This window comes from Gordonibacter sp. An230, from assembly GCF_002159915.1.
In the GTDB taxonomy this organism is placed as follows: Bacteria; Actinomycetota; Coriobacteriia; order Coriobacteriales; family Eggerthellaceae; genus Rubneribacter.
On the sequence record NZ_NFJP01000030.1, the window covers coordinates 1 to 24,604 of the forward strand.

The 24,604-nt window shown below is 65.9% G+C and carries 16 protein-coding genes and 3 tRNA genes; 9 read left to right on the forward strand and 10 right to left on the reverse strand.

The annotated features are described in order from the left end of the window. Positions 1-277: 277 nt before the first annotated feature. Positions 278-1,888: a YfcC family protein gene (locus tag B5F40_RS13180; protein WP_087194749.1), complete on the forward strand. Its 1,611-nt coding sequence runs from the start codon at positions 278-280 to the stop codon at positions 1,886-1,888. A 147-nt stretch (positions 1,889-2,035) separates the two neighbouring features. On the opposite strand, the gene B5F40_RS13185 is transcribed toward B5F40_RS13180, so the two are convergent. Continuing rightward, on the reverse strand, positions 2,036-2,476 hold the full coding sequence (locus B5F40_RS13185; protein ID WP_087194750.1) for a GNAT family N-acetyltransferase: 441 nt from the start codon (positions 2,474-2,476) through the stop codon (positions 2,036-2,038). A 220-nt stretch (positions 2,477-2,696) separates the two neighbouring features. On the opposite strand from B5F40_RS13185, the gene argS reads away from it, so the two are divergent. After that, on the forward strand, positions 2,697-4,424 hold the full coding sequence (argS, locus tag B5F40_RS13190; RefSeq protein WP_087194751.1) for an arginine--tRNA ligase: 1,728 nt from the start codon (positions 2,697-2,699) through the stop codon (positions 4,422-4,424). A gap of 234 nt (positions 4,425-4,658) precedes the next feature. Here the strand turns inward: argS and B5F40_RS13195 are convergent, their stop codons facing one another. The 3 genes from B5F40_RS13195 to B5F40_RS13205 all read right to left on the reverse strand — a co-directional run bounded on the left by B5F40_RS13195 (position 4,659) and on the right by B5F40_RS13205 (position 9,276). Beyond that, positions 4,659-6,704 carry a cation:proton antiporter gene (locus B5F40_RS13195; protein WP_087194752.1) on the reverse strand — a complete coding sequence of 682 codons (2,046 nt, stop codon included), beginning with the start codon at positions 6,702-6,704 and terminating at the stop codon, positions 4,659-4,661. 344 nt (positions 6,705-7,048) lie between these two features. Beyond that, positions 7,049-8,470, reverse strand: coding sequence for a sensor histidine kinase (locus tag B5F40_RS13200; protein ID WP_087194753.1), 1,422 nt, complete (start codon positions 8,468-8,470; stop codon positions 7,049-7,051). 2 nt (positions 8,471-8,472) lie between these two features. Continuing rightward, the gene (locus B5F40_RS13205; RefSeq protein ID WP_342395021.1) at positions 8,473-9,276 is read right to left on the reverse strand and encodes a response regulator transcription factor; all 804 of its coding nucleotides are present in this window, start codon (positions 9,274-9,276) and stop codon (positions 8,473-8,475) included. A 720-nt stretch (positions 9,277-9,996) separates the two neighbouring features. Here B5F40_RS13205 and B5F40_RS13210 point away from each other — a divergent pair. From B5F40_RS13210 to B5F40_RS13225, 3 genes are all read left to right on the forward strand, one after another. After that, on the forward strand, positions 9,997-10,854 hold the full coding sequence (locus tag B5F40_RS13210; protein ID WP_087194754.1) for an ABC transporter ATP-binding protein: 858 nt from the start codon (positions 9,997-9,999) through the stop codon (positions 10,852-10,854). Beyond that, positions 10,844-12,952 (forward strand): ABC transporter permease, encoded by a 2,109-nt coding sequence (locus B5F40_RS13215; protein WP_087194755.1) that lies wholly within the window; start codon positions 10,844-10,846, stop codon positions 12,950-12,952. The genes B5F40_RS13210 and B5F40_RS13215 overlap by 11 nt, the downstream gene beginning before the upstream one ends. Positions 12,953-13,938: 986 nt before the next feature. Continuing rightward, positions 13,939-14,820: a patatin-like phospholipase family protein gene (locus tag B5F40_RS13225; protein WP_087194776.1), complete on the forward strand. Its 882-nt coding sequence runs from the start codon at positions 13,939-13,941 to the stop codon at positions 14,818-14,820. Positions 14,821-15,018: 198 nt separating this feature from the next. On the opposite strand, the gene B5F40_RS13230 is transcribed toward B5F40_RS13225, so the two are convergent. Then, positions 15,019-15,094, reverse strand: a tRNA-Lys gene (locus B5F40_RS13230). Between the two features lie 83 nt (positions 15,095-15,177). After that, a tRNA-His gene (locus B5F40_RS13235) sits at positions 15,178-15,254 on the reverse strand. A 216-nt stretch (positions 15,255-15,470) separates the two neighbouring features. On the opposite strand from B5F40_RS13235, the gene B5F40_RS13240 reads away from it, so the two are divergent. Further along, entirely contained in the window at positions 15,471-17,213 is a 1,743-nt protein-coding gene (locus B5F40_RS13240) for an NYN domain-containing protein (protein ID WP_204217417.1), read from the forward strand. Between the two features lie 210 nt (positions 17,214-17,423). Here B5F40_RS13240 and sstT read toward each other — a convergent pair whose 3' ends face one another. The 4 genes from sstT to B5F40_RS13260 all read right to left on the reverse strand — a co-directional run bounded on the left by sstT (position 17,424) and on the right by B5F40_RS13260 (position 20,549). After that, a complete protein-coding gene (gene sstT / locus B5F40_RS13245) occupies positions 17,424-18,680 on the reverse strand; it encodes a serine/threonine transporter SstT (RefSeq protein WP_087194757.1) in 1,257 nt (418 codons plus the stop codon). A 99-nt stretch (positions 18,681-18,779) separates the two neighbouring features. Next, positions 18,780-18,864, reverse strand: a tRNA-Leu gene (locus B5F40_RS13250). Positions 18,865-18,951: 87 nt separating this feature from the next. Continuing rightward, entirely contained in the window at positions 18,952-20,193 is a 1,242-nt protein-coding gene (locus B5F40_RS13255; RefSeq protein WP_204217419.1) for a hypothetical protein, read from the reverse strand. Then, the gene (locus tag B5F40_RS13260; RefSeq protein ID WP_087194758.1) at positions 20,190-20,549 is read right to left on the reverse strand and encodes a hypothetical protein; all 360 of its coding nucleotides are present in this window, start codon (positions 20,547-20,549) and stop codon (positions 20,190-20,192) included. The genes B5F40_RS13255 and B5F40_RS13260 overlap by 4 nt, the downstream gene beginning before the upstream one ends. 319 nt (positions 20,550-20,868) lie before the next feature. Here B5F40_RS13260 and tig point away from each other — a divergent pair, with 319 nt between their 5' ends. The 3 genes from tig (at position 20,869) to clpX (ending at position 24,582) form a co-directional block, all read left to right on the forward strand. Next, positions 20,869-22,356 carry a trigger factor gene (tig, locus tag B5F40_RS13265; protein ID WP_087194759.1) on the forward strand — a complete coding sequence of 496 codons (1,488 nt, stop codon included), beginning with the start codon at positions 20,869-20,871 and terminating at the stop codon, positions 22,354-22,356. A gap of 165 nt (positions 22,357-22,521) precedes the next feature. After that, the gene (locus B5F40_RS13270) at positions 22,522-23,145 is read left to right on the forward strand and encodes an ATP-dependent Clp protease proteolytic subunit (RefSeq protein WP_087194760.1); all 624 of its coding nucleotides are present in this window, start codon (positions 22,522-22,524) and stop codon (positions 23,143-23,145) included. Positions 23,146-23,163: 18 nt separating this feature from the next. Continuing rightward, positions 23,164-24,582: an ATP-dependent Clp protease ATP-binding subunit ClpX gene (gene clpX, locus B5F40_RS13275; protein WP_087194761.1), complete on the forward strand. Its 1,419-nt coding sequence runs from the start codon at positions 23,164-23,166 to the stop codon at positions 24,580-24,582. Positions 24,583-24,604 lie beyond the last annotated feature (22 nt).

Here is a 24,604-nt window from a genome sequence, read left to right on the forward strand (position 1 = left end):
GGCAGGGCGCTCATCACCAGCCTCGAGTGCGCCGCGGCGGGCCTGCGCGGCGAGACCGGCACGGTCATCACGAGGTAGGCTGTTTTTGCGGCTTCGGATGCCGGTCGCTGCAAAGCCGTCATTTGAAGTCGTTGATCTCGCGGCGGCGCCTGCGTCGGCAGGCGTCGCCGCTCTCAAGGTTATCGCGGGTCGCTCGGTTATGCTTCCGTCGATCCGTGTTGCAAATTCTCGTTCGCCAATCATATTCGCCTCGACTCCCTGAAAGGGGGAGGTTCGTATGACCGAGAATGCAAAGCAAAAAAGCAAGAAAAGGCGATCCGTATCGTCTTTCACCATTCTGTTGGCCATCTTGATCGTGTTGGCTTTGGTGACGGTTGCGATGTCTGCGGCCGGAGTCGAAGGCGTCACGGGCGCGACGGTGGCCGACGTGGCGACGGCTCCCGTCAAGGGCTTCACCGACGCATTGCCCGTATGCCTGTTCGTCCTGATTCTGGGCGGGTTTTTGGGCATCGTCGCCGAGACGGGCGCGCTCGACGCCGGCATCGCCGCGCTGGTGAGGAAGCTCAAGGGAAACGAGCTCGTGCTCATCCCCATCTTGATGTTCATCTTCTCCATCGGCGGCACAACCTACGGCATGCTCGAGGAGACGGTTCCGTTCTACCTGCTGCTTGCCGCGACGATGGTGGCAGCGGGTTTCGACAGCGTCGTTGGCGCTTCGGTCGTGCTGCTAGGCGCCGGTTGCGGAGTGCTCGGCTCGACGGTGAACCCGTTCGCCGTCGGAGCGGCCGTTGACTCGTTGAGCTCGTCGGGCATCGAGGTCAACCAAGGCGTCATCATCATGCTCGGGGTCATTTTGTGGCTCGTGTCGCTGGCTATCTCCATCGTCTATGTCATGCGCTACGCGAAGAAGGTCAAGGCGGACAAAGGGTCGACCATCCTGTCGCTGCAGGAGCGCCAAGCTATGGAAGCCGAGTTCGGCGAGGGGCGCCAGGAGACCGAAGCCGCCGAGGCTCGCCCGAACGAGAGGCTCATGTCGGGACGTCAGAAAGCGGCGCTCTCGGTGTTCGCCCTTACGTTCGTGGTCATGATCGTCGGGTTCATTCCATGGAACGACTTCGGCGTGAGCGTGTTCGACGCGGGCGCAGTCACCGAAGAGGTCACCGAAGAGGTTTCTGGCGAGGACATCTCGGCGGTGTGGGCCGATGCCGAGGGCAGCGACCTGGCCTTCGACGGCGAAGCGTCCGGCACCGTGACCGCCGAGGAGCAGGTGTCCGGCGGATGGTCGGCGTTTCTGACTGACGTTCCGCTCGGATCGTGGTACTTCGACGAGGCCTCCACGTGGTTCTTGTTGATGGCCATCGTCATCGGGCTCATCGGGGGCGTGTCAGAGAGCCGCTTCGTCAAGGCGTTCGTCAACGGCGCCGCCGACATGATGAGCGTCGTGCTGATCATCGCCATGGCGCGTTCCATCACGGTGCTCATGGGGGAGACGGGTCTTGACCTGTGGATCCTTGAGAACGCCGCGAACGCGCTGAAGGGTTTGTCCGCGGTCGTGTTCGCGCCGCTGTCGTTTTTGCTCTACATCGTGCTGTCGTTCCTCATCCCGTCATCGTCCGGCATGGCCACGGTGTCGATGCCCATCATGGGACCCCTTGCCGACTCGCTTGGCTTCTCGCCTGACGTCATGATCATGGTGTTCAGCGCCGGCAGCGGTCTGGTGAACCTGTTCACTCCGACGAGCGGAGCCATCATGGGCGGACTGGCGCTTGCGAAGGTTGAGTACTCCACCTGGCTGAAGTTCGGCGCGAAGCTGTTCGTCATCTTGGGCGTCGTATGCGTGGTCGTCTTGACGGCGGCGATGATCCTCGTTCCGGGAGCCGCCGGATAGCCGGGGCTTTCGTGCGCGCGGGTCGGGGTAGCGGCGCGCACGCACGAGGATACGCTTGAAAAAAAGGGGGGGGGCTGTCTTGCGGCGGCCCCCTCTCTCTTGTCTCGTCGGCGCGGATGCGGCGAATCGCGCGGTGTTTCCTTGTCGTCAGAGACGCTTGCGCATCCACACGTGCTCGACGTGCTCGTCGAGCTCCACGGGGCCGTACTGCTCGTAGCCGGCTCGCTCGTAGAAGCTTGCGGCGCGGCATTGGGCGTGCAAGCGCATAGCGACGGCGCCCCTTTCGCGGGCGATGCGCTCGGCTTCGGCCAGAAGGAGCGCGCCGAAGCCGCTACGACGCGCCTCGGGCAGCACGGCCAAGCGACCGAACACCCAGCGTCCGTTCGCCTTCGCGTCGGGATCGTCAGGATCGGGGAACGTCCGTGCGCAGCCTGCGAGACGGTCCTCCGCATACAGCGTCAGATGGATAGTGGAGGGGTCGGCATCGGTTTCGTCGAACTCGTATTCGAACCCTTGCTCCTCCACGAACACGCGCTCGCGCACGAGCCGCGCGCCCTCGAAGTCGTCGCATTCGATGCGCACAGCCATGGCCCGCCACCTTTCCTTATCGTCTTTGCCTAAGGGGCCACGATATCATGAAAACGCGCAACGGTCATCTTCTTTCGCGAGGTCGTGTGGACGTTTTCTGCATAACGGGTCCGCGTGCGACCCGTTTGGGCCGCACCTTCGTTCCGCACGGCCGAAAAAATGGTAGAATCATATAATCTGTAGGGAATCGCACGAGGTTTGCCGGATAGGAAGATGCGCAATGCAAATTCGCGAACAACTTGAACAGCTGATCGATGCGGCCGTGGCGGCTGCGCGCGAGGACGGGACGCTTTCGCTCGACGAAGCACCGCAAGCGGCGCTCGAACGTCCGCGCGACGAGGGCAACGGCGACTGGGCGTCCACCGTTGCGATGCGCTCGGCCAGGCTCGCCAAGAAGAACCCGCGCGAGATCGCCCAGGCCATCGTCGACCATCTGCCCGAGAACGATCTTATTCAGTCGGTCGAGATCGCTGGCCCCGGCTTCATCAACATACGCCTGAATCCAGCCGCGCTCCAAAGCGTGGTTGCCGCCGTCCGCACCGAGAAGGGCGACTTCGGTCGCGGAACCATTCCCGAGGGCGAGCGCAAGATCAACCTCGAGTACATCTCGGCCAACCCCACCGGCCCCATGCACGTGGGCCATGGCCGCTGGGCCGCGCTCGGCGACGCCACGGCGCGCGTCATGCGCCATGCCGGCTACGACGTGTACGAGGAGTTCTACATCAACGATCACGGCACCCAGATGGACAACTTCGGCGAGTCGGTGGCCGTGCGCTACCAGCAGCTGCTCGGCCGCGATGTGGAGATGCCCGAAGCCTGCTATGCCGGCGCGTACGTGAAGGACATCGCTCAGGCCATCATCGACGAAGACGGCGACAAGTGGCTCGATGCCGACCCGACCGAGCGCATGGAGAACTTCCGCGAGCGCGCCTACGCCTACGAACTGGCCGAGCAGCACCGCGTGACCGAGCGCTTCGGCACGACGTTCGACTGCTGGTTCAGCGAGCGCAGCCTCTACGAGCCCGACGAGAACGGCGAGAGCGCCGTCGACCGCAGCCTTGCGGCCATGGACGAGAAGGGCTACATCTACGTCGAGGACGGCGCCACCTGGTTCAAGTCGAGCGCGTTCGGCGACGAGAAGGACCGCGTGCTCATCAAGGCCAACGGCGAGATGACGTACTTCATGAGCGACGTGGCGTATCACTACAACAAGATGGAGCGCGGTTTCGACCACCTCATCAACATCTGGGGCGCCGACCACCACGGCTACATCGCCCGCTGCGAGGCCATGCTCGCCGCCTGGGGTTGGCCCGGCGCGCTTGAGATCATGCTCGGCCAGCTGGTGAACCTGTTCCGCGATGGCGAGGCCGTGCGCATGTCAAAGCGCACGGGCGAGATGATCACGTTCGAGGAGCTCATCGACGAGGTGGGCGTGGACGCGACCCGCTACCTCATGCTGGCGAAGTCCTCCGACCAGCCCATCGACTTCGACATCGAGGTGGCGAAGAAGAAGGACGCGTCGAACCCGGTGTACTACGTGCAGTACGCGCACGCGCGCATCTGCTCGATCCTGCGCAAGGCAGCCGACCCCGCCGACGCCGCGGCCGCCGAGGCCGGCGAGATGAGCATGGACGAGCTGGCCGCCAAGGTGATCCCGGAGGGCGTGGACCTCTCGCCCCTCACGCACGAGTCCGAGCTCGCGCTCATGCGCAAGATGGACGACTTCGGACCGCTCGTGGCCCAGGCCGCACGCGACCGCGCCGCGTTCCGTCTCACGCACTACGCGCAGGATCTTGCGGCGCTGTTCCATTCGTTCTACACGAACTGCCACGTCATCGGCGAGGAGCCGGCGCTGCGCGATGCGCGCCTGGCGCTCGTGGATGCCGCCCGCATCGTGCTGGCCACGACGCTGGGCCTTTTGGGCGTGAGCGCGCCTGCGAAGATGTAGCGCCTTCCAAGATAAGAGCGTATGGATCGTTGCAGAGCCGTGACTCTTGCCAAAGGGTCCGGCTCTGTTCCGTTGCAGGAGGCGTTTTCTTTCAGAAGACCCGTTTTCGAGGGCCTCCTAGCCTCTTCGCTCAATACGCGCTGCCTGGGGGGTGAGGGAAAGCTGCGAAAGGACGGGCCGCTCGAGGGCGTTGCGCGTGAGATGGCGGCGGCTGCGTTCTATCCTCCGGCGCGCCTACACGTTGTCCTCGAGGTCGACTTGCATGAGGAAGACGTTCTCGCGGAGGCGTTTGTACGACGAGCGGCACAGATCGCCCTCTTCGTAGCGTGCCTGTATCTGCTCGAGTTCGAGGCGCAATCCGAGCCGTTCGATGTCCACCGCCTTGTCGACCGTGGTGGTGATCGCGGTGATGGAGGGGTTCGATCTACGGAGGTTGCGGGCTGTGCGTTGGTACTCCAGGAGGAGCGCGCTCACGTCCTCGGTGGGGAAGCTGGTCTCCGAAGAGGCCAAAAGCGCGCTCAGCCATTCGGAGACGTGGTCGGCGCAGCGGATCTGCAGATCGCGGGAGGCTTGCCTGCGCTCGGTCACGCCTTTGCCGGGCAATCCAGGCGCGAGGCGGTGCAATCCTGCGCGCACGAGCGCGCGCAGCCTTAACAGGAGGTTCTGTAGCGACCAGCGGCCGTGGTGGTGCAGCAGCATGTTCTCGATATGGTCGAGCCGGCTGAGATGGCGGTAGCCCACGATGGGGTGGACGTCTTCGTTCTCGATGAGCTTTGCGACGAAGTCTTGCTCCCAGTGCAGGGCCTGCACGCGAAGCGCCGTGTTCGGCTCGTCTTCGATGTCGTTGGTGCTCTTGATGCGCGCTATGCGCTGGTTGTAGGAGCGCAGCACAAGCTGCGTGGCCGCGCGCGTCTCGGGCGTTTGCCTCGAAGAGAGCTCTCCGATGACCGTGCGCAGGATCTCCAGGCTCACGGCCGTCTCGTCGCAGCGTATGTCCTCGTCGGTGGCCCCTCTTTTCGGGGCCAGGAGGGGCACGACGAACGTTGCCAGAAGCAGCGTGACCACGATGACGCCGCATGCGAGGAAGATGACGAGGTCGCGTTGGGGGAAGGGGCTCACCATGCCCGTATCGGTGGGCAGATACAGTGGAATGGTGAGCATGACGGCGAGGGTGATGGTCCCCTTCGGGCCGGCGAGGGCCATCGTCAGCGCGGAACGCGCGTCCGCCGACCAGCTCGGCCGCGCGCCGTCTGCGCTCGAACGTCCATGGACCCGCTCGACCCCGAGCAGCCACAGGAAGCGCACGGCCAGGTAGATGGCCGTGATTAGAAGGATGACCCCGATGAGGAAGCCGTTGTCGAAGCTCGCGTCCTCCCACGTGTGCTGCATGGCGCGAGGCAGTTGCGTGCCGAGCAGCACGAACACCACGCCGTTGAGCGCGAATGACACGACGCGCCATACGCTTGCCGACACGATGTTCATGCGCGAGATGGACGGACCGACGGCGCGGGGCGAGATGACGTTCACCAGACCGGCGGCTACGACGGCGAGGATGCCGCTCGAGCCAGCCGCGTTCGCGGCGAGGTACACGATGAAGGGCGTGAACAACTCGAACAGCACGTGGAACGTCGTGTTCTCCAACCCCCACGAACGGACCCTGCGCACGAGGAAGTTGCCCAGGTAGCCCAGGGCAAGCCCTATGAGGATGCCCCCGAAGAAGCTGAACAGGAAGTCTGCGGCCGCATCGGCGAGGGAGAACGAGCTGGTGATGGCCGCAGCGAGCGCGAATTGGAACGCGACGATGCCCGAGGCGTCGTTGATGAGGGATTCGCCCTCAAGGATGCTCTTCGCGCGGGGCGAGAGGTCGGTTTCCTTTGACAGCGAAGCCACGGCGACGGCGTCGGTGGGGCCGAGCGCCGCGCCCAAGGCGATGGCGGTGGCCAGGCCGATGGCGGGGATCACCCAGTTCACGGCGAATCCGATGATGAACGCTGCGACGACGACGAACACGACCGCGAGCGAGAGCACCGGTCTGCGGTTCCTCCACAGGGCCGCCTTGTCGACGTTCTTCGCCTCGTCGAAAAGAAGCGGCGCGATGAACAGCACGAGGAACAGCTCCGGGTCGAGCTGGATGCTGATCTGGCGCTGCGCGAGAAGCGCGATGCCCAAGCCGAGGACGATCTGGATGAGCGGAGAGGACACCTTGGGAACGAGCTGGTCGATGACCGAGGAAAGCAAGACGGCGGCCAACAAGAGCAAGGCGAGCATAAGCGCTTCCAAAGATCGTTCTCCTTTCGGGTGCGGTTGGCGACCTTTATTGTATCCGATCCCTCGGGCTGGTTCGAGGCGCATGCGAAGGATGTCGGGAGGGCGTTTCCCGCTTGGACGAGAGAGCGAAGGTTCGCTCGGCCCTCTTTTCGTTCATGGACCGTCCAAAGGCGATGGGGGAGCGGGCCTGCTGGCGCGGCGAAGCGCAACACGGCGCCTTTTCCGCTGCTGATGCGGGGGGCTCGCGCAGCGTCGCCTGCGGGCGCGGCGAGAAGAGGAGGGCGACCCGCCTCGCCGTCGCGCCCGTCTCGCTCTTCCAGAGACGGGCGCGACGGCATAGGGAGAGCGCCCCGGCGCTAGGCGATCGGCAGCGACAGCTCCACGGAGAACCCCTGGCCCTGCTCGCTGTCGAGCGAGAGCTCGCCGCCGTGCGCTCGGGCGATGCGGTCCACGAGCACAAGGCCAAGACCGTGCTCCTCGCCGTACGATCCCGCTGCGCTGCGCGCGGTTCGTGCGCGGGCGAGCCGGGCCCTGAGTTCGGTCAGCTCCTCGGCGGACGCGCCCGCGCCGTCGTCGGCCACGCCGATGATCGCGCGCTCGCCTTGCGTACGCAGCGTCACCCGCACGCAGCAGCCTTCCTCGTTGTGCAGCCGCGCGTTCGCGATGGCGTTCTCGACCGCGCGCTCGAGCAGGCGCTCGTCGGCCAGCACGACGGCGTCTAGCGCGTTTTCGTTCAAGTCGAGCTCGAGGGGGTGAAGCTCGTCGAGGCCGCTGTTCGCATGGGCGGCCACCACGCTGCGCAGAAGGCGCGGCAGGTGGATGCGCTCGAGGTCGAGCGGCTGCATGTCGTAATCGAGCTTTGAGGCGGTGTTGAGATCGGTGACCAGGTCCTTGATCCTGAGCCCTTGCGCGCGGATCACCTGGGCGCTCGACCGTGCGCTCCCGCTCGCGTCCTCGTCCGCTGCGATGGCGTCGGCGTAGCCGAGTATCATCGACAGCGGCGTGCGAATGTCGTGGGACACGCCGCGGATCCAGTTTGCGCGAGCGGCGTCCTTCTGCTCGATGATGCCGCTCGCTTCGGTGATTCGCTGGCCGATCTCGCGCAGATCGCCTTTCAGGCTCAGTTCGGCCGCGCGACCCTCGGACAGGGCGTCGAGCGCCTCGACGATGGGCCCTACTGCGTTTTGCGTGCGTCGGCGCGCGACCGCGTAGATGACGAACAGGATGCCGAGGTCGACTGCGAGCACGAGGAGCACGTACAGCGGCAGGTTGACGATGAAGGAGGCGGGGTAGGTGAAGCTTTCGTGCCAGAACTCGCCTTTGGGGAATCCCACGACGAGCAGCCCGTCGTCACGATCCCAGAAAAACGCCGGATAGTCGGCCACCTCTGCGTAGTGGGCGGCCATGGCGACATCGTTGGGGGAGAAGGCGCGTGGCACCTCGTCGGGAACGCGTTGCGACCAGGAAACGGAGCCGCTTCCGTCCACGAGAAGCGCCCAGGCGCTGCGTTCGTCGAGGATCTTCGCGCCGTCTTCGGCGAGCGTCCATGTCCCGTCCTCCCCGCGCGAGAGCGCGGCGTCCACGGTGCGCACCACGGCGGAAGGCGAGCCCTCGCTGAAGTGCGCGTCCGACTCGTGGTAGGCGACGACGACGTATAGGAAGAGGTCTACCGCCACGACAAGGAGCGTGAGCGATGCGAACACGAGCAGCTGTTTCGTAAAGAACCGCGCGAAGCTCGGCGTGCTCGCGCGTCTTCTCGCCCTTGTCCTCCGCGCCATGGCTAGCCGCGTTTCACGAGCTTGTAGCCCAGGCCGCGCGCCGTGACGAGTGAGACGGGCTTCGACGGATCCGCTTCGATCTTCTCGCGCAGACGCCTGATGTGCGCCATGAGCGAGTTCTCGTAGCCGAACGAGGTTCCCCAGCACGCCTCGCACAAGGAGTCGATGGTGACGATGCGCCCCGCGTTGCGCGCGAGCACGCCCAGGATCTCGTGCTCCTTGGCGGTGAGCACCGCCGTCTCGCCGTCCGCGCGCAGCACCTCCGCGGTGGCGAAGTTCACGCGGCATGCGTCAAGATCGAGCAGAGGGCTCTCCTCGGCGTAGCAGCGGCGCAGAACCGCGGTCACGCGCAGGACGAGCTCCTGGGGGAGAAAGGGCTTGGCGATGTAGTCGTCAGCACCGAGCGAAAGGCCGCTCACGCGGTCGAAGGGCTCGTCCTTCGCGGTGAGGAACACGACGGGCGCCTGCGCGTGCGCAGGGTGCTCGCGCAGGCGCGCGAGCAGCTCGAAGCCGTCCATGCCGGGCATCATGACGTCGAGCACGAACAGCTGGTAGATCTCTTCGGTGGCGTGCGGGGCGGTCGGGGACGTTCGGCCGGATGCCCCGCGTCCCTGACGAGGCTCGACGGGGCTCCTGTCGAGGACCGCGAGCGCCTCCTCGCCCGAATGTGCGACATCGACGCGGGCGAACCCCGCACCGTGCAGGATGGCGGCCACCATGTCCGCCAAGTCGCGCTCGTCGTCCACGACGAGGATGCGCTTGTCGCGCAGATGCTCGTCCGCCATGCCGAACCCGCTCATCGCCATTCGCAGCCTCCTTCTCTCGTTTCGTGATGCATTATGCCACATCTTCATGGCGCTTTTCGCTCGGCGCCCGCGGACGTAAGGAGGATGCAAGGTGGGGTTCGCCACGCTTGGGCGGGGAGGGGGCTGCTCGCGGCGAAAGCCTTGGTCGGGAAATGGTTCAGCCTTCTTGGAAACGTCTGCCTGCCTCTTGGCGGTTGTCGGGTGGGCCGGGGAGCTTCCGGCATCCTCTTTAGCTCCGCTGCGGGTTCCGGGAAGCGTCCGTCGGCCGAGGACCGACGACCTTTGCGAGCCGGGAAATCGCGGTCGGAGGGGGTTCGGGCAAACGCCGGGGCGCGCTTCGGGGTCTCGGGGCTCAGATCCGCCCGACGTGCTCGACGCCGTGCGTTGCGGAGAGGGGATGCGAGGAGGCGGTCGTCCCAGCATTGCGGCGTTCTTCCGCCTAGTCGAGCTCTTTCGGAGCCCGCGGTGGGAGCACGTTGGCTTTCCGAGCGCCGCCCCTTCGCTTCTCTTAGCGCCTTGCCGTTTCGTAAGGCAATCGCAAGGAAGGTGCGCTGGGGGCGTAAGGTCGGCTCTCTAGACTGGAGCATGCGACAGGGAGCGCGCGGCGAAGGGGCGGGGCCGCGCCATGCTCGCAAGAGAACGCGGGGCTCGGCATGCTTCTCGTTGAACGCAAAGGAAGCCCTCGCCCTTTTGCCAAGAACGAAACGGAAGGAGACACGCATGGGAAACGCGGCGCATGGCGCGACGACGGTGGTGGAGGTGCGCAATGTGAGCAAGCGCTACGGCGCGAGCGGGCGCAAAGGGTCGGAGGCGAGCGTCACGCAGGCGCTTGATCGGGTGAGCTTCGCGGTGGCGAAGGGCGAGTTCGTGGCCATCATGGGACCGTCGGGCTCGGGAAAGTCGACGCTTTTGAACTGTCTCGCCACCATCGACGCGCCTTCAAGCGGCCAGATCGTCATCGGCGGTCGGACGGTCACAGACCTGCGCGGACGGCAGCTTAGCGACTTTAGGCGCGACGACCTCGGGTTCATCTTCCAGGATGCGAACCTGCTCGACACGCTGACGGCCTACGAGAACATCGCGCTCGCGCTCACCATCCAGCGCGTTTCCTCGCACGAGATCGACGGCCGCGTGCGCGAGGCGGCGCGTGCCCTCGGTATCGAGGATGTGCTGGAAAAGCGTCCCTTCCAGATGTCGGGGGGCCAACGGCAGCGCGTGGCGGCCGCGCGCGCCACGGTGACGCGCCCGCACCTCGTGCTGGCCGACGAGCCGACGGGCGCGCTCGATTCTCGATCGGCGGCCGCGCTGCTCGAATCGCTCGAAGGGTTGAACGCGCGCGGAGCCACCATCCTCATGGTCACGCACGACGCGGTGTCGGCGAGCTACTGCGGACGGGTCATCTTCATCAAGGACGGCCGCCTCTTCGGGGAGCTTCGTCGCCGCGGGGCCGACCGATCGGCGTTCCGGCATCGCATCGTGGAGGTGGTGGCCAGCATGAACGATGCGGAGGAAGAAGGAGGGCTGGGTGCGGCCGCGCATGCCGTGCAGGGCGAGGCGGTGATGCTCCATGCTCGCTAAGATCGCTTTCGGCAACGTCCGCAAGTCCGTCTCGGACTTCGGAGTGTACTTCCTCACCGTCATGCTGGGCGTGGCGGTGTTCTACGCGTTCAACTCCATGACGGCGCAGCAGGGGGTGCTCGCGTTCTCGGAGACGCAGGAGAAGATGTTCGACCTTCTGGGCATGGTCATTGGCGGCGTGTCGGCGTTCGTCGCGCTCGTGCTCGTTTTCTTGGTGGTGTACGCGAACCGCTTTCTTATCCGGCGGCGTAAGAAGGAGTTCGGCCTGTACCTCATGATGGGCATGCGCGTATCCGACGTGGTGAAGATCGTCGCGCTCGAGTCGCTCATCGTGGGCGCGGCATCGCTTGCCGCGGGCCTCGTCTTGGGCTTCGCTCTGTCGCAGCTTCTTCTGTATGTGACATCGGCCCTGTTCCAAGCCGATGTCGCCGAGGCGGCGGGATTCTCGTTCGTGTTCTCGGCCGACGCTCTCGCGCAGACTGCGGCCGTGTTCGTCGCTGTCTTCGCGATAGCGGCCGTGCTGAACGCGCGCACTGTGGCGAAGGCGAAGCTCATCGAACTGCTGCATGCTGATCGCGTGGGCGAGGACATGAGGCTGAGGAGCCTGCCGCTTTCGATCATGCTGTTCGCGGCGTCCCTCGCCATCATCGGCGTGTCGTACAAACTGCTCGTGGACAACGGGCTTACGGAGCCTTCGCCTCAGTTCGCGGCTGCCACGGTCCTTGTGTTCGTGGGCACGGTGCTGTTCTTCTACGCGTTGTCGGGCTTTCTGCTGAGGCTTGTGCAGGCGGTGCGGCCCCTGTACCTGCGCGGGCTCAACATGTTCACGCTGCGGCAGCTGGGCTCGAAGGTGAACACGACGTTCGCGTCGCTGTCGATCGTGTGCCTCGTGCTGTTCCTGGCCATCACGAGCGTGTGCGGCGGCATCGGAATACGAAACGCGCTCGTCGGGTCGATCGAGGCGAGCACGGCCTACAGCGCCACCGTGTCGACGAACTTCGGCGCGTACACCTCCGAGACGGGCTACGTGCCCGTTGATCTGGGCGAGTTCGGGGCGTTTGCCGAGGAGCAGGGCTATGACGCCGCAGCCGGCCTGCGTGCGAGCGTCCGCGCGCTCGGCGCGGGCGACTTCGACGCGCTCGTAGAGGGTGCGGCGCAGGTGGATTTGCTCGTGGATCCCGACGACGGTCTGACGATGGGCGATGTGGAGGATGCGAGCGGCCTTGTCTTGACGGACTTCGCCGGCTCGTCTGTGAACGACGGTTACGGGGTGTATCCCGTGTACATGATGCGGCTCTCGCAGGTGAACGCTGCGCTCGAGCTGGCTGGCAAACCCTCTATTTCGCTGGAGGAGGGCGAGTGCGCCGTGTTCAGCGACTCCGACATCACGCGCGGGTTCTACGAGCGGGCCGTGGAGCTGGGAACAACTCTCGACGTGAACGGCCATGCGCTCAAGCTGGCGTCCTTCCACGGCGATACGCTGCAGACCACGCCGGTTCCCATGAACACGGGTGCGATCGTAGTGTCCGACGATGTCGTTCCCGAGAATGCGGCCATCGTCCAGACCATGCTGAACGTGCAGTGCGCAACAGATGCCGACGAGGCGGCGTTTGGCGAGATGATGGAGGTCGTGGCTGATACGAGCGAGCCGGACACCTGGCCCATCACCATGTCGTTCACGCGCGCAGACGTGCTCGAGCAGAGCATCGGGTTGTCCACGGTGGTGGCGTATCTGGCCATCTATCTGGGGTTCGTGCTGGTGGTTGCGTGCGCGGCGATACTGGCCATCCAGCAGCTCTCGGAAGCGTCCGACAGTGCGCCGCGCTACGGGCTTCTGCGCAAACTCGGCGCCCCCGAAGGCATGGTGTCAGGTTCGATCTTCATGCAGGTGCTCGTGTACTTCCTGTTCCCGCTTGCCTTGGCCGTGGCGCATTCGTGCTGCGCGCTGACGGTGGTCACCGACGTGGTGGCGGTGTTCGGCCATCTCGACATCGCCGAGACGGCCCTCATGTGCGCCGCGTGCTTCCTCGTCGTGTACGGCGCGTACTTCGCCGTGACGTTCTTCGGCGCCCGCAAGCTCGCCTTTGCGAGTGAGTGACGCGCGCCGGGAGCGGGGCGCCAGGCGTTCGACGGGCGGAGCGCCCGCAGGGCGGACCTGCGGGCGCTCCGCTGCACGGGGGTGTTTCGGGTTCGACCGTCCGTCGCGAACGTTCGGAGATCGTCTCGTTCTCGGGAAGAAGGCGGGACGGGGTTTCCTCGTCCCGCCTTCTCTTGCGGGCTGTTCTTGAACCGCAAGCCTGAAGGCGGCCTGATCGGAGTTGGACGTACGGCTCGGGACGAGGCACAGCCCCTCGTCGGCCAAGGCGTTTGCGGGCGCTATGCGCAAAAGGGAGATGCGCGCCTCGCCGCCCGGGGCCAGCACGACGGTTTGGGGATGGCCCTCCAAGGCCGAGACGTCGCCGCTGGCCGTGAAATCGAGGTCGTAGCCGCCGACGGCGACGTCGTAGGTGCCTGGAGCACGTCCTCCGCGTCGGCGGCGTTGCCCATGCGACTCCTCGCCAGACGCAGCACCGCATCTCCCCAGCGGCTGACGGCGGCCTCCACCTCGGCGGTCGAGAGGCTTTCCGCATCCTTCGGTCCCGCCGCTTCGCCGTCGGGCTTCTCCGAAGCGGCGCAGGCCGCCCTTTCGGCGTGTGCGGGGTGCGGAAAGCGGGTCGGGGCGGCCGTCGGTCCGGGCGGTGCCGGACGCGGCGCGCCCGAGGCGGCGCGCGGGGAGAGCGCGGGGCCGCGCGCTGCCGTCCGGACGAACGTTCCGCAAGCTGGATCCATGGCTTCTCTCCTTTCGCGCCCAACACGGTTTCGCAGGGGAATTTGTTGCACTTCCCCCGGAATTCGCGGGCCGCGCCGCCGAGCGGTTTGGAAACGTCCGGGGAACGCGGCGGCAACCGCTTCCGTTCGGATTGCCGGTGCGCCCTCCGACGAGGCTACCATGTCCAGTGCGCCGCTCCTTTGACGGCGTGGCATCGTCTCGGTGCCGAGCGTCAGCTCTTGCGCCGACCCTCCTTCGACCGTTGGGACTTCGTTATGGATGCATCGATACTAAAAGATCGTTCGCGACCTGCGCGAATCGGCGTCATCGACGTGGGCGGTGGTTTGCGCGGCGCGTTCGGCGCCGGCGTGCTCGACCGCTGCCTCGACGAGGGCGTTTCGTTCGACGTGTGCCTGGGCGTGTCGGCCGGCAGCGGCAACATGGTGGCGTATCTGGCCGGCCAACGCGGGCGCAACCGGCTGTTCTACACGGAGTACCCGCAGCGCAAGGAGTACATGAGCGTGCGCAATCTCGTGACGAAGGGATCCTACCTCGACCTTGACTACGTGTACTCGGTGCTGTCGAACTCCGACGGTGAGTACCCGCTCGACTACGATGCGCTGCTCGCGAACCCCGCCGCCCTCGTCGTGGTGGCCACCGACGCTTTGGCGGGGGAGGCCGTGTACTTCCGCAAGGCCGACCTCAAGCGCGACGACTTCGGTATCCTCAAGGCTTCGAGCGGCATTCCCGTGGTGTGCCGTCCCTGCCGGTGGGAGGGCGGCACATACTTCGACGGCGGCATCGCCGACCCTGTGCCCCTCGCGCGCGCCTTCGCCGAGGGATGCGCGCGCGTGGTGGTCGTGCTCACGCGCCCGCGTTCCTACGTGCGCTCGTTCAAGCGCGACCGCTTCGCCTATCGGATGCTGCGCCGGCGCTTCCCGCGCGCCGCCGAGGCCCTGCGCGGCCGCGCGGCGCGCTACAACCTCGGAGTGGCCCGCGCTTTGGAGCTCGAGCGGCAAGGGCTTGTGCTCGTGGTCGCTCCCGACGACTGCTGCGGCGCGGACACTCTCACGAGGGATCCGGCGTGCCTCGAGCGCTTGTATGAGAAGGGTTACGAGGCCGCCCGCGCCGTCCCCGCGTTCGCGGGCGGCGCGTGACGTGCGGGGCGTTCTCTGCGAGCGCTACGGGAGGGCGGCGGCTTGCGCGCGGCCAAGGCGGGGCGCAGTGTCCCTCCCGAGGGCGGGCGACGGGCGCTGCGCGCCGCGCGCCGAAGGGCGCGGCAAGGACTGCAGGCATCGTGCCTGGTTCGTATGATAAAAAAACCGTCCGGCTATGCCAGACGGTTCATCGATTTCTGGTGCTCCGTGAAGGACTCGAACCTTCGACCTTGGGATTAAGAGTCCCCTGCTCTACCAACTAAGCTAACGGAGCGTGTGCTTGCTTCGCTTACGAAGCGAAATGAGATTCTAGATCATTCCGCTCAAACGCGCAAGCCCCTTTTTCAAAAGGCGCGCTGGGGTGGATGATGGGACTCGAACCCACGACCTCCAGAGCCACAATCTGGCGTTCTAGCCAACTGAACTACACCCACCAAGGCGCAAGGTGGAAGTATAGGGATTTTCGGCGACAAGCGCAAGGGGAATGTGGACAAATTGTATCAGCCCTTTTCCAAAAGCCCGCGTTCGACCTCCTATCGGGTAGTATGTGCTCGATGCCCGCCGGACGACGCGTCGTTTCGATGCCGTCGGCACGGTTCGTGAGGGCGGGGCGCGCGGCTCCGTTTCCCCTGCAACCAAGGAGCGAAAACGTGGATACCAAACAATCGTCCGAAAAGCGGTTCGCGCTCTTGATCGATGCCGACAACGTGTCGGCGAAGTACATAAAGCCCATCATCGACGAGCTGTCGAAGTACGGCACCGTCACCTACAAGCGCATCTACGGAGACTGGACGCTCGCGCTCCATGCGAAGTGGAAGGACGCGCTACTGGAGAACTCCATCACTCCCATCCAGCAGTTCGGCTACACCCAGGGCAAGAACGCCACCGATTCGGCCATGATCATCGACGCGATGGACATCCTGTACACGCGATCGGTCGAAGGTTTCTGCATCGTGTCGAGTGACAGCGACTTCACGCGCCTGGCCAGCCGCATCCGCGAAAGCGGCCTCACGGTCGTGGGCATGGGGGAGAAGAAGACGCCCGTTCCCTTCCGCAAAGCGTGCGACATCTTCACGACGCTCGAGCTTTTGCTGCCCGCTTCGGGCGGCAAGGCGAACGGTCGCGGCAAGGGGCGCTCCGAACGGGCGGGGCAGGTCTCTGACGGCCAGAACGGCACCGGGCCCTCGATCGAGGAGATCGAGCAGGCGGTGGTGAGCATCGTCACCGACAACCAGAACAACGGCAAGTCGACGGGACTTGGCGAGGTGGGCAGCCGCCTTCTGAAGCGCCACCCCGACTTCGACGTGCGCAGCTACGGCACGAACCAGCTCAAGAAGCTGCTCGACGAGTTCGAAAGCGTCGTCGTCACGAAGGACGGCAACTCGGTGACCGTGGAACTGGCCGAGGAGAAGGCGTCTGCCGCCGCGTCAGAGGACGCGCGGGCAGACGCGCCTTCCGAGGACGTGCAAGGCGTCGAGGGCGCGGTGATCGGGCGCTCTTCGGAGGACGGAGCCGCGTCGTCCGGGGCCGCGCCTGCCGTGGCGGCGGAGCCGAGGCAGCGCTCGCGCCGCTCGTCGCGTCGTCGGCGCGACCAGGCGGCGGCCCCGGAGGGCGGGCCGACGCCGGAGGCTGCACCCGAGGCTACGGGCGAGGGTTCGGAGGACGGGGCTGCCGCGGCGGTCGGCCGGGCAGATGAGGCTTCGGCCCCGGCTCTTCAGGCGGAGCGTTCGGACGGTGCTTCCTCTGGCGAGGGCGGGAAGGCCGCTTTGCAGGAGAAGCATCGCGAGGCGGCCGCGTCTGAAGACGCGAAAGCTGCGAAGCCCCGGCGTGGTCGTTCTGCCCGCGCCGCCCGCGCCGCGAAGCGCGCGGAGGCTGAGGCGAAGGGCGCTCAGGCTAAGGTGGCTGGCGACGACGAGCAGGCCGACAGGGCCGAGCAGGGCGAGCCTTCGAGGCGGTCCTCTGCTCGGAAAGCGAAGGAGGCCGCGCGGGGCGCGTCGACCGAAGCCTCTCGGAGGACCGCGGCGACCGAGGCGCAGTCTGAGTCCGAGGACGCTCGGGAGCGAAAGGGAAGGGCCGCCGTGCGCACCTCGAAACGTCGTCCCGCGTCCGACGCCTCGCCATCCATCGCTCCTCATTCGGCCTCAAGGGCCAAACGTCCCGCAGAGGCCGCCGAGGCGTCAGAAACGCCCGAGCAGTTCATCCGCCGCCTCGTTCGCGAGGCCGGCGCCGAGGGCGTGGCGCTTTCGGAGGTGGGCAAGCGCGTGCGCACCCGGTTCCGCACGTTCAAGCTGCGCGAGCTCGGCTACACCCAGCTGCGCGCCTACGTGGCCGATCTCGACGACGTGGAGATAGAGAAGCGCGGTCGGGACTTTTACGCCCGTCTCGGCGAATAGGGCGAGCGAGGCGTTGGGGCGCGCTCCGCAGTGCCCGGGCGCGGCTTTCGTGACCCTGCCCTCTCGGCCGTTTTCGCGTTCGGACGCAACGGGACCCGGACGGTTCTCGTCCGGGTCCAGCCATGCAATGGGCCCTTGTGCGAACAGGCGATCGTCGTCGACTTCTCGCGTCCTGCTCTCGAGCTTGCCCTTGTATCTGTTCGAACCTGATCAGGCCAACTCGTCTTCGCTGAAGGCATCGGGACCGAGTGCGATCTCGCGACCTTCTTTGCGCCATTGTCGGTACTCCGCCGTCGCGGTGAACAGCACGTCGGAGGAGGAGTTGAGCGCCGTCTCGCACGAGTCTTGCACGACGCCGATGATGAAGCCGATGCCCACCACCTGCATGGCCACGTCGCCTCCGATGCCGAACAGCGAGCATGCGAGCGGGATGAGCAGAAGGGAGCCTCCCGCCACGCCCGACGCGCCGCATGCGGACACGGCCGCAAGGGCGCTTAGGACGACGGCCGTGGGCAGGTCGACGGCGATGCCCATCGTATGGGCAGCCATCATGGCCATTACCGAGATGGTGACGGCCGCGCCGGCCATGTTGATGGTGGCCCCCAGCGGGATGGACACCGAGTAGTTGTCCTTGTCGAGGCCGAGCTTGCGGCACAGCTCCATGTTCACCGGGATGTTCGCCGCAGAAGAACGCGTGAAGAACGCCGTGATGCCGCTGTCCTTCAGGCAGCGCAGCACGAGCGGGTAGGGGTTCTTCCGGATGCCCCAGAACACGAGCAGGGGGTTCGTGACGAGCGCGATGAAGAGCATGCAGCCTACGAGCACGAGCAGCAGCCTCCCGTACTCGGTGAATATCTCGAGGCCGTTCTCGCCTACGGTTTGGTACACGAGCCCCAGGATGCCGAACGGCGCGAGCGCGATCACCCAGCGCACCACCTGCGACACGGCGTCGGAGACGTTCGAGAGCACGTCTTTGGTGGTTTGCGATGCGGCGCGCAGCGCGATTCCCAGCACCACAGCCCAAGCGAGGATGCCAATGTAGTTGCCGTTCATGAGGGCGTCCACGGGGTTCGCCACGATGTCCGAGACGAGCGAGGACAGCACCTCCCCGATGCCCGACGGCGAGCTTTGCTCGGTCGGTGAGGACGCGAGCGTGAGGTCGATGGGGAACAGGAAGCTCGCCGTCACGGCCACGAGCGCGGCGACGAACGTGCTGACCAGGTAGAGGGCGATGACTGTTCCCATGGAGCCTGCGGCCTTCGCGTTCGCGAGCGCGCTGATGACGAGGAAGAACACGAGTATGGGCGCGATGCCCTTGAGCGCCGAGACGAACAGGGTGCCCAAAAGCGCGACCACCTCAAGGCCGGGCAAGGTGCAGCCCAGCAGCGCGCCCGCCGCCAAACCGACGACGATGCGTTTGACCAAGCTCACCGAGTTCCAGGTTCGGGCGATCTTCTTGATGTCCATGGCGGCGCTCCTTGCTTCCCCTCGAACGTCGGCCGCTCGGGGACGGCCCCAGATGGCTGGGAAGGTGCACGGCGGCACCCTCCCCAGATTATGCGCAGATGGTGCGGGCGAAAGGACTTGAACCTTCACGAGTTTCCTCACCAGAACCTAAATCTGGCGCGTCTGCCAATTCCGCCACGCCCGCACGTGGTTTTTCGCGCCCGGAAGCACGCAGCGACCATGATAGCAAAAAGACGTCCGTTTGGAAGCGGCAAGATGGGTTCGAAGCCGCTTAGGCGATGGGCGGGGCGTAAGCTTTTAGCTCGGCGATGGCGGCAGGACCCACGCTGTAAGCGTCGATAGCCTTCCGCGCGATGGCGGAAACACTTGCCGGATTTGCCAGCAGGCGAACGGCCACGGCTGCGAGCGGGATTGCGCTTGGCGGGTCGTCCTGCACGGGCGTCAGCACCTCGGTCTCGTCGTGCGGCCTGCCTCGACGGAGGAGGGCGTCGAGTACTGCGCGGCGTGTGCCCCGCGACTCGGCGGCGCCCAGCAGAAGAGCCTGCAGGCTGCAGGTCCTTGCGCCGGCAGCTCCGATGCGAAGCTTCGTGCCGAGATCGCAACCGGCGGACAGCTTGGCGAGCAGGAGCGGCAGGTTGACGCCCGCTTTCCAAGCGTTGCCCGGCTCTATCATGCGGGGGTTGCATTCCAGGTAGCGTGGGTTCCCGTCCGTGTGGAGAAAATCGAGAGTGAAGGGCCCGTGCCAGCCCAGATGCGCGCCCAGGACGCGCGCGTGCTCCCGCGCGGCGGGAAAGTCGACGCTCATCCGGGCCGCTGCGGAGGGGCCCGCCCCGGTGCCGGTGGCCACCGACGTGTGCACGGCGACCATCCTGCCGTGATCGAACAGCGCCTGCACTTGGCCGTACTGGCCTTCGGCGTCAGATTGAGCCATGAGCCCCCCGCTCTGCGCCCCCGAAAGGTCGGCCAGAGCCCGTTCGAGGCCGTGTCGGTCATGCACCTTGCGCACCGAGCGCCCCGCCGTGCCGTAGGATGCTTTCACCCAGAAGGGGAAGGGAAAGGGCGGCTCGCACGAGGACGGTTCTCCAAGTGGGACCCAAGGGGGCTGGGGTATGCCCAGCTTGTCGAGCAAGCGCGCGAAGCCAACTTTGCCCTGCAGCTGCCTGAAGGCCTTCGCGGACGCGAGGGCCGCAGGGAATCCGGGCGAGAGCAGGGAGCTCGCTTCCGCGAGCAGCCACGCCTGCTCGTGCGTGGGCAGCACCGCGTCGTAGCTTTCCTCTGCGACGAGACGGTCGAGGAAGCCCAGGTATCCGAGGGGGTCGTCGCCCGGTCGCGGAGCCTGGACGATGCGACGGCGCATCCCGCTGAAGGCGGCCATGGGGGCCCGCTGCGAGACGAGGACGTCTACTTGCAGGTTGTACGAGCCGAGCACAGTGAGCGTCTCGCGCGCCGTCAGGCTTGAGCCTTCGGTGAGAAGGACGCTGCGCAAAGATCGCTGTCCAGCATCGCCGTTCACGCCAAGAAGCGTCCGAGCAAAAACCCGATCACCACGCATGCGGCGGAAAACAGGGCTGCCAGGCCGACAAGCCGAACCTCCCGCAGCGAGCGCCTGCGCGACTCGGCCTCCTCGCGCTCTTTGGCAGGGAAGTAAGAGTAGCCATCGGAGGTGATCGACACCACGCTGCCGCGGCGCTCGTCCGGTCTGCGCGCGAGTGCGCCGCGTTCGATGAGTTCGCACTGCAGGTCGTCGTCGGGACGATAGGGGAAGGCGCAGCGGTAGACCAGTTCGCCTTTCACCGTGCAAGTGGCACGTTCGTAATCGATGAGTCGTCCTAACTCGCGCTCCTGCAAAAGGTTGAGTTCAAGAGTCATGGCACCTCCGCTGCTGCGTTTCGTTTTCGTTTCAACCCATGATAGCGTTGTGCGGCTCTGATTGGTAGCGCCAAACGCAATCGTAACCATGCCCTTTCGCCGTGCGGCCCGAAAACGCCGACCTTTCTGATTAAACGCTTCGCGCCTCGCTCGTGTTTCGTCGGTTCTTCGTGAACGTGGCGCAACCTCCCTTTCTCGCGCGGGCCATATGTGCGATAATTCCGTTTCGGTGCGCTCGGAGCGCGACGCGCGTTCGCGGCGTCCGCAACAGGGGACGGTCGTCCGGGGCGCCGCTCGATGCCGCAAGGCGATACATGAAATGATGGAGGACAGCTACGTGGAAACAAAAGTTGAGGCATTGGAAGATAACCGCACGAAAGTGACCGTTACCGTCGATGCCGCGGACATCGATGCCCGCATCAAGAAGACCTACAAGGACTTCGCCAACAAGTACAATTTCCCCGGGTTCCGCAAGGGCAAGGCCCCGCGCCCGATCATCGACAACGCGCTTGGCAAGGAGGCCGTCCTGGCGACGGTCACCGACGACGTCGTGAACGGCAGCTATCCTCTCGCCATCGACGATTGCGGCCTGTACCCCGTCTCCAAGCCCGAGTTCGACGAGTCCGGCCTCGTCGAGGGCGGCAAGCCCTACGCGTTCTCGTTCACCGTGGCCGTCAAGCCCGAGCTCGAGCTGTCAAGCTACGATGCGGTGTCCATCGAGCTGCCCGCCGAGGGCGCGACCGACGCCGAGGTCGACGAGCAGATCGAGGCCCTGCGCGAGCACTACCACACGTTCGAGGACGCGTCGGCCGCCACGAAGGTGAAGACCGACAGCTACATCGACCTGGCCATGAAGGCCACCGACGACAAGGGCGAGGAGATCCCGTCCCTCACGACGGAGAGCCGCCCCTACGGCTTGGGCGCGAACCTGTTCCCCGCCGAGTTCGACGAGCAGCTCGTGGGCCTCAAGAAGGGCCAGAGCGCCACGTTCACGCTCGACATGCCGGCCGATCCGCCCATCATGCTGTCCGCGCTTTCGGGCAAGACCGACAAGATCGCTTTCGAGGTCGAGGTGAAGGCCGTCAAGAAGAAGATCCTGCCCGAGGTCACCGACGAGTGGGCCAAGGACACGCTCGGGTTCGAGAGCGCCGAGGACCTGCGCTCCCGCATCGCCGAGTCCATCTCTCAGCAAAAGGCCATCGTCCTGCCGCGCCTCAAGGAGAACGCCTGCCTCGAGGCCCTTGCCGAACGCCTTGAGGGCGAGGCGCCCGAGGCCATGCGCGAGAGCGCCGAAGCCACCCTTATCCAGGACTTCTTCCAGCAGCTTCAGAGCCAAGGCATGACGTTCGACCGCTACCTCATGCAGCAGGGCATCACTCCCGATCAGTTCAAGGAGGATGTCAAGAAGCAGGCCGCCGACGTGGCGAAGCAGGATCTCGCGCTCGACGCGTGGGCGCGCCACTTCGGCATGGAGGCCACCGACGAGGACGTGACCGCCGAGTTCCAGAAGAGCGGCGTGGAGGATCCCGCGGCGCTCGAGAAGGAATGGCGCGCGAACGGCCAGCTGCACATGGTGCGCCAGGGCATCATGCGCACGAAGGCCGTGTACGACCTCATGGAGAAGGCCGTCGTGAGCGAGGCCGATCCGGCGAAGAAGGACGGCGAGGCCAAGAAGCCGGCCAAGAAGGCCGCCGCCAAGAAGTCCTCGAAGAAGGACGCCTCCGAGGGCGCCGACGAGGCCGCCGAAAAGAAGCCGGCCAAAAAGGTCGCCAAGAAAGACGACGCCGCGGCCGACGGCGCCGAATAGAACGACTGTGCCTCGGCCCGTCCTGCCGCGCATCGGCGCGCAGGGCGGGCCGAGGTAACGATACGGTAGCCGGGCCTTGCGCGGCGGTGCGGGAGGCCGCACTATGACAGAGACGCCAACCGGGCCGCGCGCGCCGCGGCCGCTAGAGACAAGCGAGGCATACCTATGAGCTTTGAAACGAAGTCAGCTTTGATCCCCTACGTCATCGAGCAGTCGCCGCGCGGCGAGCGCAGCTACGACATCTATTCTCGCCTGCTCAACGAGCGCATCATCTTCTTGGGCGAGGCCATCGACGACAACGTGGCCAACTCGGTGGTGGCGCAGATGCTGCACCTCGAGAGCGCCGATCCCGACAAGGACATCTCGCTGTACATCAACTCCCCGGGCGGCTCGGTGACCGCCGGTCTGGCCATCCTCGACACGATGGACTTCATCAAGTGCGACGTGTCCACCATCTGCCTGGGCGAGTGCGCCTCCATGGCGGCGGTGCTCCTTTCCAACGGCGCGAAGGGCAAGAGGCTGTGCCTGCCCAACTCGCTCGTGCTCATCCACCAGCCTTCCGGCGGCGCGCAGGGCCAGCAGACCGAGATCGCCATCGTGGCCGACTTCATGCTGAAGACGCGCCAGCGCCTGAACAAGATCCTTGCGGACAACACGGGTCAGACCCTCGAGACCATCCAGAACGACACGGAGCGCGACAACTACATGACTGCGGAGGAGGCCGTGGCGTACGGCCTGGTCGACCGCATCACCACGTCGCGCGCCATCGCGCCGAGCAAAGACGAGTAGACGGGCGAGACAGGATACATGAACGACAGACGCGACGAGCATTTCGAAGGACAGAGCCCCGACGACATCGCCTGCGCCTTCTGCGGCAAGCGGCCTCACCAGGTGGCTGCGATGATATCGGGGCCGAACGGCATCTACATCTGCGACGAATGCATCTCGGTGTGCGCCGACGCCATGATGCGCGACCTCGGGCTGGACGTGCCCGCGCTCGACACCGCCGGGGCGTTCGAGCGTCCTTCGCGCGCCGAGGGGGGCCGCCATGCGCGGACGGAGGGCGAGGCGCACGTCGCGTCCGTCGCCGATCCCGCGCCCGCCGAGGTGCTGGCCGACCTTCCCACGCCCCATGAGCTGTACGCGGAGCTCTCCGAGCACGTGGTGGGGCAGGAGGGCGCGAAGAAGGCGCTGTCCGTGGCGGTGTACAACCACTACAAGCGCATCAGCCTGGGGGCGGACGCCGAGGACGGCGATGTGGAGCTGGCCAAGAGCAACATCATGCTCCTCGGCCCCACGGGGTCGGGAAAGACGCTTCTGGCCCAGACGCTCGCCCGCACGCTGCGCGTGCCGTTCGCCATCGCGGACGCCACGACGCTCACCGAGGCGGGGTATGTGGGCGAGGACGTGGAGAACATCCTTCTGAAGCTCATCACGGCGGCCGACTTCGACACCGACCGCGCTGGGATCGGCATCATCTACATCGACGAGATCGACAAGATCGCGCGCAAGGCCGAGAACCTTTCCATCACGCGCGACGTGTCGGGCGAGGGCGTGCAGCAGGCGCTGCTCAAGATCGTGGAGGGCACCGAGGCCAGCGTGCCGCCGCAGGGCGGGCGCAAGCACCCCCAGCAGGAGCTCATCCACATCGACACCACGAACATCCTGTTCATCTTGGGCGGGGCGTTCGTGGGGCTAGCCGACATCGTCGCCGAGCGCGTGGGCAAAAGCGGGCTCGGGTTCGCCGCCGAGCTGCCGGAGAGCAAGAAGCACGCCGAGGCCGAGCTTTTGGCCCAGGTGCTGCCGGAGGATCTGAACAAATACGGCATGATCCCCGAGTTCGTGGGACGCATCCCGGTGATCACCTCGCTTTCCGAGCTTTCCGAGGAGGACTTGGTGCGCATCCTCACCGAGCCGAAGAACGCGCTCGTGAAGCAGTACACGAAGATGTTCGAGTTCGAGGAGGCTGAGCTCACGTTCGAGCCCGAGGCTTTGCGCGCCATCGCGCACGAGGCCGTGGAGCACGGCACGGGCGCGCGCGGCTTGCGCTCCATCTGCGAGCGCGTGCTGCAGGATGTGATGTACGACCTGCCCGAGCAGACCGGGCCGTCTGCCGTGGTCGTCCGAGCGAGCGACATCACCGGCGAGACGAGGCCGGAGATCGTGGCCGCAGGGGGCGTCGAGGCCCTGGACGCGGACGACGAGGCGGGCTTGCAAAGCGCGTAGCGCACGGCGCGAGCGCGAAAGG

Bases quoted from the DNA above. Each gene is read 5' to 3' on its own strand.
- B5F40_RS13180 (WP_087194749.1), top strand. From the start codon at position 278: ATGACCGAGAATGCAAAGCAAAAAAGCAAGAAAAGGCGATCCGTATCG.
- B5F40_RS13185 (WP_087194750.1), bottom strand. From the start codon at position 2,476: ATGGCTGTGCGCATCGAATGCGACGACTTCGAGGGCGCGCGGCTCGTG.
- argS (WP_087194751.1), top strand. From the start codon at position 2,697: ATGCAAATTCGCGAACAACTTGAACAGCTGATCGATGCGGCCGTGGCG.
- B5F40_RS13200 (WP_087194753.1), bottom strand. From the start codon at position 8,470: ATGGCGCGGAGGACAAGGGCGAGAAGACGCGCGAGCACGCCGAGCTTC.
- B5F40_RS13205 (WP_342395021.1), bottom strand. From the start codon at position 9,276: ATGGCGATGAGCGGGTTCGGCATGGCGGACGAGCATCTGCGCGACAAG.
- B5F40_RS13210 (WP_087194754.1), top strand. From the start codon at position 9,997: ATGGGAAACGCGGCGCATGGCGCGACGACGGTGGTGGAGGTGCGCAAT.
- B5F40_RS13215 (WP_087194755.1), top strand. From the start codon at position 10,844: ATGCTCGCTAAGATCGCTTTCGGCAACGTCCGCAAGTCCGTCTCGGAC.
- B5F40_RS13225 (WP_087194776.1), top strand. From the start codon at position 13,939: ATGGATGCATCGATACTAAAAGATCGTTCGCGACCTGCGCGAATCGGC.
- sstT (WP_087194757.1), bottom strand. From the start codon at position 18,680: ATGGACATCAAGAAGATCGCCCGAACCTGGAACTCGGTGAGCTTGGTC.
- B5F40_RS13260 (WP_087194758.1), bottom strand. From the start codon at position 20,549: ATGACTCTTGAACTCAACCTTTTGCAGGAGCGCGAGTTAGGACGACTC.
- tig (WP_087194759.1), top strand. From the start codon at position 20,869: ATGATGGAGGACAGCTACGTGGAAACAAAAGTTGAGGCATTGGAAGAT.
- B5F40_RS13270 (WP_087194760.1), top strand. From the start codon at position 22,522: ATGAGCTTTGAAACGAAGTCAGCTTTGATCCCCTACGTCATCGAGCAG.
- clpX (WP_087194761.1), top strand. From the start codon at position 23,164: ATGAACGACAGACGCGACGAGCATTTCGAAGGACAGAGCCCCGACGAC.